Annotated in this window: 9 protein-coding genes; 1 reads left to right on the plus strand and 8 read right to left on the minus strand. The window is 73.9% G+C overall.

Annotated elements, in window-relative coordinates; genetic code table 11:
* Positions 1-740: 740 nt before the first annotated feature.
* Positions 741-2,453: a 3-oxosteroid 1-dehydrogenase gene (gene kstD / locus RB608_RS28085; protein ID WP_308091406.1), complete on the plus strand. Its 1,713-nt coding sequence runs from the start codon at positions 741-743 to the stop codon at positions 2,451-2,453.
* Here the strand turns inward: kstD and RB608_RS28090 are convergent.
* The 8 genes from RB608_RS28090 to RB608_RS28125 all read right to left on the minus strand — a co-directional run bounded on the left by RB608_RS28090 (position 2,416) and on the right by RB608_RS28125 (position 9,518).
* The gene (locus RB608_RS28090) at positions 2,416-2,757 is read right to left on the minus strand and encodes a DUF2784 domain-containing protein (RefSeq protein ID WP_308091407.1); all 342 of its coding nucleotides are present in this window, start codon (positions 2,755-2,757) and stop codon (positions 2,416-2,418) included. The genes kstD and RB608_RS28090 overlap by 38 nt on opposite strands.
* 166 nt (positions 2,758-2,923) lie before the next feature.
* On the minus strand, positions 2,924-3,535 hold the full coding sequence (locus RB608_RS28095) for a GrpB family protein (protein WP_308091408.1): 612 nt from the start codon (positions 3,533-3,535) through the stop codon (positions 2,924-2,926).
* A complete protein-coding gene (locus tag RB608_RS28100) occupies positions 3,532-4,197 on the minus strand; it encodes a response regulator transcription factor (RefSeq protein WP_308091409.1) in 666 nt (221 codons plus the stop codon). The genes RB608_RS28095 and RB608_RS28100 overlap by 4 nt, the downstream gene beginning before the upstream one ends.
* An 8-nt stretch (positions 4,198-4,205) precedes the next feature.
* On the minus strand, positions 4,206-5,483 hold the full coding sequence (locus RB608_RS28105; protein ID WP_308091410.1) for a histidine kinase: 1,278 nt from the start codon (positions 5,481-5,483) through the stop codon (positions 4,206-4,208).
* A 160-nt stretch (positions 5,484-5,643) separates the two neighbouring features.
* Positions 5,644-6,582: a D-alanine--D-alanine ligase gene (locus tag RB608_RS28110; RefSeq protein WP_308091411.1), complete on the minus strand. Its 939-nt coding sequence runs from the start codon at positions 6,580-6,582 to the stop codon at positions 5,644-5,646.
* Entirely contained in the window at positions 6,579-7,736 is a 1,158-nt protein-coding gene (gene alr, locus RB608_RS28115; RefSeq protein WP_308091412.1) for an alanine racemase, read from the minus strand. The genes RB608_RS28110 and alr overlap by 4 nt, the downstream gene beginning before the upstream one ends.
* On the minus strand, positions 7,733-8,356 hold the full coding sequence (locus tag RB608_RS28120) for a M15 family metallopeptidase (RefSeq protein ID WP_308091413.1): 624 nt from the start codon (positions 8,354-8,356) through the stop codon (positions 7,733-7,735). Before RB608_RS28120 ends, alr begins: the two co-directional genes overlap by 4 nt.
* A 79-nt stretch (positions 8,357-8,435) precedes the next feature.
* Positions 8,436-9,518 carry a Calx-beta domain-containing protein gene (locus RB608_RS28125; RefSeq protein WP_308091414.1) on the minus strand — a complete coding sequence of 361 codons (1,083 nt, stop codon included), beginning with the start codon at positions 9,516-9,518 and terminating at the stop codon, positions 8,436-8,438.
* Between the last annotated feature and the right edge of the window lie 230 nt (positions 9,519-9,748).

Raw genomic sequence — 9,748 nt, forward strand, 5'->3', positions numbered from 1 at the left:
ACCCTTCGAGCTTCTCCCGGTCACCATCACGCAGCACCAATGCAGGGGCAGGACGATTCGCCATGCTCCCATGATTTCAGAATCCAAACTGTTCAAGAACTAACGACACGCGACACTAGACCTGCCGCCTGGAATGGCCACCACACTCCGCCACTGAACTGCACCCCGGAGTCCCGAGAGTCATAGATGCGCCCCGCAGTCGGCACGAATAGCCCACCCGTCCCCGGCGGCACAGCAGCCGCCGCCGTCCGGGGAGCCGCATCTTTCGTCACCGGCGCCGCGACCGCCTGAGGCGTCGCCGCCGCAGCGCTCGGCGCGCTCCCCGGCGACAACAACCCGAGGACCGGCATCGCGCCGGCGACCAGAGCCAGCACCACCAGACGAACGACAGGAATCATCAGCTGCCGTACACCACGGCCTCGGCGAAGCCGCTGCACGGCAGACAGCGCACGAGCGAGAAGACCAACACGGCGATCAAGGCGAAAAGACATTCTCAGCAGCCCACTCCGTCGCGGGCTCCCCCCCTGACGCCCTCCGCGTCGACCCGTGACACCGGACCCTAGGTTCGGCCGCAGCACCTGTCTCAGGAATGCCAAGAATCCACCAAGAACGCCCCGCCAGTAGGGGCGAAGGTCCCGGGCGTCGTGATGGTCGGCCCCGCCGGCGACCCTCTCCGTTGCGGACCGTCCCACAAGTTGATAGAAACTCCCATATTCGGAGTGACTACCAAGGAGTGAACGATGACCGGCGAGACGTACGACGTGGTGGTGGTCGGCTCTGGCGGAGCGGGCATGGCGGCCGCGATCACCGCGGCCGCGCACGGGCTGTCGACGGTGGTGCTGGAGAAGGCGCCAGCCTGGGGCGGTACGACGGCCCGGTCGGGCGGCGGGGTGTGGATCCCCGGCAACGACGTACTCCGCCGGCACCTGCCGGCCGACGACCTCGACCACGCCCGCCGCTACCTGCACGCGATCGTCGACCCCGACGCCGGGGTCGACCCGACGAGGATCGACACCTACCTCGACCGGGGCGCCGAGGCGCTGCGCTTCCTCACCGAGCACTCGGCGCTCGACCTGGAGTGGGTGCGCGGCTACTCCGACTACTTCCCCGAGGCCCCGGGCGGCCGGGCCGGGGGGCGCTCGTGCGAGCCGCGGCCCTTCGACGCCAAGCGGCTCGGTACGGACGCCGCGACCATGCAGCCCTTCTACACGAAGGCGCCGCTGAACGTGGTGGTCAAGCAGTCCGACTACCGCTGGCTCAGCACCGGCCTGCGGCACTGGCGCGGGCCGCTGCACATGCTGCGGGTCGGCCTGCGGACCGTGTTCGCCCGGCTCCGCGGCCGACGGCTGGTCGGCCTCGGCAGCGCGCTGTCGTCGTCTCTCCTCGTCGGTGTGCGCGACCTCGGCGTGCCGCTGCGCCTCGACACCGCACTCGCCGAGCTGATCCGCGACGGCGACCGGGTGACCGGCGTCCGGACGACGTCGGGCGAGCGGATCCTGGCTCGGCGCGGGGTGGTCCTCGCCTGCGGCGGCTTCGACCACTCCGCGGAGATGCGCGCGGAGCACCAGCGCGAGCCCGCCGGTCCGCAGCTCTCGCTCGGCGCCGCCACCAACACCGGCGACGGCATCCGGGCCGCGGTCGCGGTCGGCGCCGCGACCGCCCTCATGGACGACGCCTGGTGGGCGCCGTCGATCCCGCTCCCCCGCGGCCCGTGGTTCGCACTCGCGGAGCGCTCGCTGCCCGGCAGCATCATCGTCAACGCCCGCGGCGAGCGGTTCATGAACGAGTCGCTGCCGTACGTCGAGGCGACGCACCGCATGTTCGGCGGCCGGTACGGCGCCGGGGCGGGCCCGGCCGAGAACCTCCCGTGCTGGCTGGTGTTCGACCAGACCTACCGCGACCGCTACCTCTTCGCCGGGGTCACCGGCGGCCGCCCGCTCCCGAAGTCCTGGCTGGCGGACGGCGCGATCACCCGAGCCGGGAGCCTCGACGACCTGGCGGCGGCGATCGGCGTACCGGCGGGTGCGCTGGCGGGGACGGTGGACCGCTTCAACGGGTTCGCCCGGGCGGGCGTCGACACGGACTTCCACCGGGGCGAGTCGGCGTACGACCACTACTACGGCGACACGACGAACAAGCCCAACCCGAGTCTCGGGGTCCTCGCCAAGGCGCCGTTCTACGCCGCCCGGATGGTGCCCGCCGACCTCGGCACCAAGGGCGGCATCCTGACCGACGAGCGCGCCCGGGCGCTGCGCGCGGACGGCAGCGTGATCGAGGGGCTGTACGCCGCGGGCAACACCAGCGCCGCCGTCATGGGCCACACGTACGCCGGCCCCGGGGCGACGATCGGACCGGCGCTGGTGTTCGGCTACCTGGCGGCGCTGGACTGCGTCGCCGCCGACCCGCAGGCCGGCGTCAGCGGATCGCGAACCCGAGCCAGGAGCCGAGGATGACCGTCGCCACGACGACCTCGACCCGGCGGGCGAGGCGCGAGGGGTAGACCCGGTCCTCCAGGTAGTGCGCGATGAACCCGCGCTCGTCCATGCGCGGCTGGCCGGACCCCTCCCGACCCCAGTCCTCGAGGCGGGACAACGGGCAGGCCGCGTCGGTCGCGGCCATCCGCCCGCCCCACATCGCGGCGGCGAGGTGCGGGATGAAGACCCACGGCATCAGCCAGGCGAGGAACCCGCCGATGACCGTGAAGCCGACGAACAGGACGTGCACCACGAAGGCTCCTGCTGCGACGACCCGGTGCATGGCAGCGATTGTAGGTACGCCGATCGCGCGACCATCGGCGGGTGCTGTCCGAGATCCACGGATGAGGGTGTCGTACCCGGCATTCGGGTCGCTGATCCAGCTCCCGGACGACCCGGATGCCGGGTACGACGACAGCCCGGCCCCGGGGGACGGACGACGCCGACGATCAGGTCAGTCCGGTCGCGGCGAACGCCCGGGCGTAGATCTCCCGGACCATCCGCTCCTTGCGGGCGTTGTACTGCATGCCGTGCTCACCCGCCGCGGTCGACGCCGCCGACGCCGCGAGCTTCGCGGCGGCGTACCGCTCGCGCTCCTCGGGGTTGCCGCGCAGCCAGTCCCGGAAGATCCGGTGCTTGACGACCTCGGGGCTCTCGGGACCGAACACGTGCACATGGCTGACCGGAGCGGTGCCGCGCAGCAGCCGATGCTGGAACCACCAGGGCTCGCGCACCCGCAGCACGAAGCCGAGCGCCTCCAGCGCGGGGACGTACGACGCCTCGTCGGCCGGGTCCGCGACCACGAGGTCCACGTCGATGACCGGCTTGGCGGGCAGGCCGGGGACGGCGGTGGAGCCGACATGCTCGACGACGAGGGCGCGCCAGCCGAGGGCGCGGCGCACGGCGGCGGCGACCTCGTCGAACCGTTGCGGCCACGCGGGATCCGGCGCGATGACGGCGACGTCCGGGCTGGGCCCGGTGCCGTCGACCCACGGCGAGGCACCCGGCGGGACGGGCGGGTCGTGGAAGGTGACGATGTCGTGGCGGCTCGGCACGCTCACCCCACCAGCGCGTGCGCGTGGGCGAAGACCACGATCTGCACCCGGTCCCGCAGGCCGAGCTTGCGCAGGATGGCGCCGACATGGGTCTTCACGGTCGACTCGCTGAGGAACACCAGGCCGGCGATCTCCTGGTTGGACAGGCCCTTCGCGACGGCCGCGAAGACCTCGCGCTCCTTGTCGGTGAGGCCGAGGTACGCCGGCGGCGGGGCCGCGGCCACCGTGAACTGGCTGTCGAGCAGAGTGGACAGGTCGGCCGGGGCGAGCACCGCGTTGCCGGCGTGGACGGTGCGGATCGCGTCGCGCAGCATCACGGGCGTGGTGCCCTTGAGCAGGAACCCGCTGGCGCCGTACCGGATGGCGGTCGCGGCCCGGTCGTCGAGGTTGAACGTCGTCAGCACGATCACGCGTACCGGGCGCTCGCGCCGGGCGGTGCGGTCGGGCAGGAAGATCTGGCGGGTCGCCTCGACGCCGTCCATCTCGGGCATCCGGATGTCCATCAGCACCACGTCGGGCGCGAGCTCGTCGACCAGCCGCACGGCCTCGACGCCGTCGGCCGCCGTGCCGACGACGCCCATCCCCTCCTGGGCGTCGACGATCACCCGCACGCCCTCGCGGAACAGCTCCTGGTCGTCGACGAGCAGGACCTTGATCGACTCGCTCACACCCGCGATTATCGCGCCCGCACCGGCACCCAGGCGGTCGCGGTGAACGTCGGCGGGTCGCTGCGCCGGCGTACGTCGAGCCGACCGCCGACCGCCTCGAGCCGGCGGCGCATGCCCTCCAGCCCCTGGCCGCCGGCGGCAGGAGGCCGGGACGAGGGCGGCGGCAGCGGCACCGCGATCGGGTGGGTCACGTCGAGCACGGGCTCGGCGGCGGCCACCGCGGCCAGCGCGTTGCGCACCTCGATCCGCAGATCGCCGTCCCCCTGGCCACCGGCCCAGTGCCGCTCCACGTGCACGGGCTGGTCGCGCGGACCGTGCTTGATCGCGTTGGTGAGCATCTCCTGGAGCACCCGGAACGCCACGACGGCGAGCTCGGGCGGCATCGGCTGGGGCGTGCCGATCTCGGTGGCGACCACCTCGTGCCCGCTGGCCCGCACGCCCTCGATCAGGCTGTCGAGGTCGGCGTGCTGGGCGACGGGCGCGGTCCGGCCCGGTTGCTGCGCGGTGGAGGCGAGCACCTGCCGGACGTCGTCGAGGGACGAGCGCGCCGAGGTCGCGATATTGGCCATCGTGACCTTGAGGCCCTGGGTGTCGGCGTCCTCGAGGTACTGCGCGGACTCGGCCTGCGCGAGGATCACGGCCAGGGAGTGGCCGACGACGTCGTGCACGTCACGGGCCAGCTGGGCCTGCTCCTCCCGCAGCCGCGCGATCTCCTCGGCCTGGTCGCGCTGCGCCTCGGCGGCGACCTGGGAGCGGCGCGAGTCCTGCGACCGGGAGGCGAACCGCAGCGCCAGTCCGAGCAGCCAGGGGGTCGCGAGGAGGGCGATGGCGAGGATGCCCGAGGTCGCCCGCACGCCGTAGCCGCCGGCCCGGTACGCCCCTTCCGCGAGGCCGCCGACGCCCAGGCTCTCGAGCCCCTCGTAGAAGGTGTACGGCGAGAGCCAGGCCACCGCGATGACCGCGCCGGCGGGGATGGACAACCCGCTGAACCACACCGTCGGGAGCCGCCCCCACCGCGCGCACCCGAACGCGACGACGACGAACAGCACCTCGGTCACCATCGGGTCGACGCCGGTGAGGATCTGGAGCAGTCCGGTGAACCAGGCGACGGCGAGCGCGGCGCCGGGCAGCGCCCGGGACAGCCCGACCGCGACCGCGACGCCCGTGATCACGACGAGCGGGGGCCACACCTCCACGTAGTAGTAACGATTGATCTCGACCAGACCGACCAGGAAGGCCGCGACGCCGGCGAGCAGGTCCGGCAGCCAGCGCACCGCGCGGCTCACGCCGCCACCTCGGCTCCGGCCGGTCGCCTCGACCACCTGCCCCGGCCCCGGCCCCGGCAGGCGAGGATCAGCACACCGGTCAGCGCGGCGATGGCCGGACCTCCTGCCAGGTAGGTGAGCGCGTGTCCCCGCAAGGGAATCACACTCGAACGTGGCAGCCTCACCGGTGGGCGCCGCGGACGAGCTCGTCGAGCAGGTCCGGGTAGGTCATGCCGGCGGCGGCGAACATGCGCGGGGCCTGGGAGTGCTCGGTCATGCCGGGCATCGTGTTGACCTCGTTGAGCACCGGGCCCGCCTCGGTGAGGAAGAAGTCGACCCGGGCGACACCGGCACAGCCGAGCGCCTCGAAGACTCCCGTCGCCGCGTCCTGCAGCGCCTTCGCGTCGGTGTCGGTCAGCGCCGCCGGGATCCGGAAGTCTGCGTGCCCGCCGTACTTCGCGTCGTAGTCGAAGATCCCGTCGGTCACGATCTCCAGCGCGGGCGGGACGAACAGGGAGCCGTCCGTCCGGCGCAGCACCGCCACGTCGACCTCGCGGCCGACGACCAGGTCCTCCACCAGGACCCGGTCGTCGAGGGCGAAGGCGGCGTCCAGGGCCGGCGCCAGCGCCTCCGGTACGTCGACGCGGCTCACGCCCTGGCTCGAGCCGGCCGCGACCGGCTTCACCACCACCGGGTGGGTCCAGCGCAGGTGCGCGGCGGTGGCGGACGTGACCAGGACGCCGGGTGCGGTCGCGATGCCGACCGCCTGCGCGACCAGCTTGGTGGCCCACTTGTCCATGGCCAGCGCGCCGGGACGGATGCCGCTGCCGACGTACGGCAGGCCGGCGAGCTCGCACAACGCGGCGAGCGCGCCGTCCTCGCCACGCGGACCGTGCACGACGGGGAACACGACGTCACAGCCGCGCAGCACCTGCGCCGCGCCGCTGAGCCCGATCGGGCGCAGGCCGCGGTCACGCCAGGTGCCGTCCCGGCCGATGGTGAGCGGGACGACGTCGTAGGCCGCCGGATCGAGCGCCCCCGCGACCGAGGCGGCGGAGGCGACCGACACGTCGTGCTCGCAGTTCGCGCCGCCGCCGATGACGGCGACCCGGGTCCTCATGCCAGCCGCCTGAGGTACGGCGCGGCCAGGGTCCGCCGCGGGACGCGGGCCCCGATGCCGGTGACGATCTCGTGCTCGATGGTGTCCGCCCAGGCGGCCCACTCGGCCACCGTGGGCTCGCCGTCGGCACCGGGACCGAAGACGGTGACGCTCTCCCCCGCCTCCGCGCCGGCCGGGCCGAGGTCGACGACCACCTGGTCCATCGAGATCCGGCCCACCACTGGGCGGCGGGTGCCGCGGACCAGCACCTCGGCCCGGTCGGACGCGGCGCGCGGCAGGCCGTCGGCGTACCCCAGGGGGAGCAGGCCGAGGTGGGTGGCGTGGGTCGTGCGGTGGGCGTGGCCGTAGCCGACGGGAGTGCCGGCGCGGACCCGGCGCACCTGGGTCAGCGGCGCGGTCAGCGTCATCGCCGGCTCCAGGTCCGTGGTCCTAGACGGGTCGATGCCGACCAGGCCGGCACCCACCCGGCTCATGGTGTGGTGGGCGCGCGGGTCGGTGAGCGTCGCGGCCGTCGCGGCGAGGTGGCGGTCGCGGGGGCGCAGGCCGGCGCCGCGGGCCACCTCGACGGCCCAGGCGAAGCGGGTGCGGCCGAGCGCGTTGCAATCGTCGGCCGGCTCCTCGGCACAACCGAGGTGGCCCATCACGCCGACGACCTCGACCTGTCCGCGGACCTCGGCGCGGCGCGCGGCCCGGCACAGCGTCGCCCACTCCTCCGGCTCGGCGCCGTCGCGGGCCATGCCCGCGTCGACGTGGAGGTGGACGCGGTTGCGGCCGGCCCCCTCGGCCACCGCCGCCAGGTGCGCGAGGCTCGGGACCGCGACGTCGACGTCCCGGACGGCGGCCGCAGGGAAGTCGGCGTCGACCGGGTTGAGCCAGCTGAGGAGCGGTGCGACGAGCCCCGCGTCCCGCAGCGTCCACGCCTCACTCAGGCTGGTGACGCCGAGCCGGGTGGCGCCGTGGGCCAGTGCCGTGCGGGCGACGTCGACCCCGCCGTGGCCGAAGCCGTCGGCCTTGACGACGGCCATCAGCTCGCCGGCGGTGCGCTCCGCGAGGGTCCGGGTGTTGCGGGCGACGGCGGCCAGGTCGACGCTCAGCTGCGGCGTCCCCGGCACCAGGTCGCGCGTCCGCACGGCGAGGCGGCCCGCGCCGTTCATGCCGCCACGGCCGAGGCGAGGGGCCCGTAGAGCCCCTGCGGGGCACCGGTCATCAGTGCCCAGTACCGGTCACCGTGGCTCCAGTGCCACCACTCCGTCGGATAGTTCACCAGCCCCTGCGCCTCGAGCACGCTCGCGAGCAGGGTGCGGTGTGCCCGGGCGTCGGGCCCGATCCCAGCCGCGGCGAACCAGCACCGGCCGTCACTCTGCTCGGGCGTCGCGTCGATCGGGGTACCCAGGTCGAGCTCGTCGCCGCAGACGTCGACCAGGGTCAGGTCGACGGCCGCCCCGGCCACGTGCGGCGCGACGTCGACCGGTGCCACGAACCGGCTGGTCAGCCGCTCCAGCGCCCGGTCGCCGATGCCGGGGTGCAGCGCGGCCAGCTCGGCGCCGTACGACGCGACGATGGCGCGCTGCTCCTCCACCGGCCGGAAGCCCTCGACCACGCAGAGCCGGATGCCGGCGGGCAGCGCCCGGTCGGCCGCGACCAGCCGCTGCGCCAGCCCGGCCCGCACCAGGGCTCCGGCCGGCGCGAGGTCCCGCGGGAGCCGGACCAGCGGCTCCCCGCACTCGACGACGGGGACCGCACGGACGCGGGGATCGGACAGGAGGATCGTCATGCGGACCACGCTAGGAACCGGGCACCCCTCACCACCTCCGCCTGAGGTGCCGGTCGGCTGTCCTCAGGTGCCGGGTGGCTCAGCCCGCGGGCGGGTACGCCGCCACGCCGCTGCCGCTGAGGCTCCAGGTGTTGTCGTAGGTCAGCGTGGGCGGGTTCGCCGTGCCGGCGTAGGCGTAGCGGTCCGGGGACACCCGGTTGCTCACCGGCTGCTCGGGCGTGGCGTGGCCGTTGTAGACGAGGGCCCCGCCGAAGCCGCCCTGGCCGACCCGGCCGGCGGCGTTGCTCGGGCTGCCGCCGCAGGACACCGGCATGTTGCCGGCGCTGGTGTTCACCGGTGCGAGGTAGAGGGCGTAGTCCCAGGCGGCCGGGTCCTCGTCGTACCCGGTGCCGGCGGCGGTGACGTCCACCGTGAACGCACCGGTGAGCTGGGGCCCGGTCAGGGTGCCCGTGCCGGTGCAGGAACCGCTCGCGGTCCAGTTCACGGTCGCGGCCTGGACCGCGTAGTGCACCTGCTGGTCCGCCCAGGGCGTGCCCAGGACCGGGTCGTTGGGCTCGAACACGTAGGTGATGGTGCCGCTCCACTCCACGTGCAGGGTGTCGGGCACCGTGCCCCCGCTGAAGACCGCGGTCTTGGTGGTGCCGGAAACGGTCCCCGCGATGGTCTGCGGGAAGGGGGTGGCGCCGGGGCCGCCGGGGCCACCCGGGCCCGAGCCGCCGGGACCGTCGTCGTCGAGGATCGTGACCGGCACCTTCGCCGGGCGCACCTTCGCGGCTCCCTTGACCTTGACGGAGAAGGTCTCGGTCGGCTCGGCCACCGTGTCGTCGAGGATCGCCACCTTGACCTTGGCGGCCCTACTGCCCTTCTTGACCGTGACGCTGCCGCGGGCCGCCTTGAAGTCGCTGCCCGCCTTCGCCGAGCCGGCGACGGTCGACCAGGACAGGGTGAGGTTCCGCGGTGCCTTCTTCGCCAGCTTCAACCTCACGATCGCCTTGCCGGCCTGCTCGGCCACGGTCACCGGAGTGGCCGTGGCTGCGGGCTTGGCCAGGGCCGGGAACGCGGTCGCCGGGGACGCTGCGAGCACCGCGGGTACGACGAGTGGCCCGGTCGCGAGGAGGACGGCGGCACGGCGCAGGCATGGGCGCAGGCGTGGGGAGACCATGCGGCCACGCTAGGAATCCGCCCGGCGTCGGGCGTCAGGGTCACACCCCAAGGTTTCGTCCCGGCCGGTCTCAGGCGGCGCGTGGTCGGGCGGGGTGGTAGGTGATCTTGTCGTGGAGTGAGGTGAGGGTGGCGCGGGGTGGTGGGGTCCAGACGGGTTGACCTGTGTCGAGGTCGATGTGGACGGCCCAGGGGGTGTGGTGGATCAGTGTGTGGTGGTGGCGGCAGAGC

Source organism: Nocardioides sp. LHD-245 (assembly GCF_030929495.1).
GTDB lineage: Bacteria > Actinomycetota > Actinomycetes > Propionibacteriales > Nocardioidaceae > Nocardioides.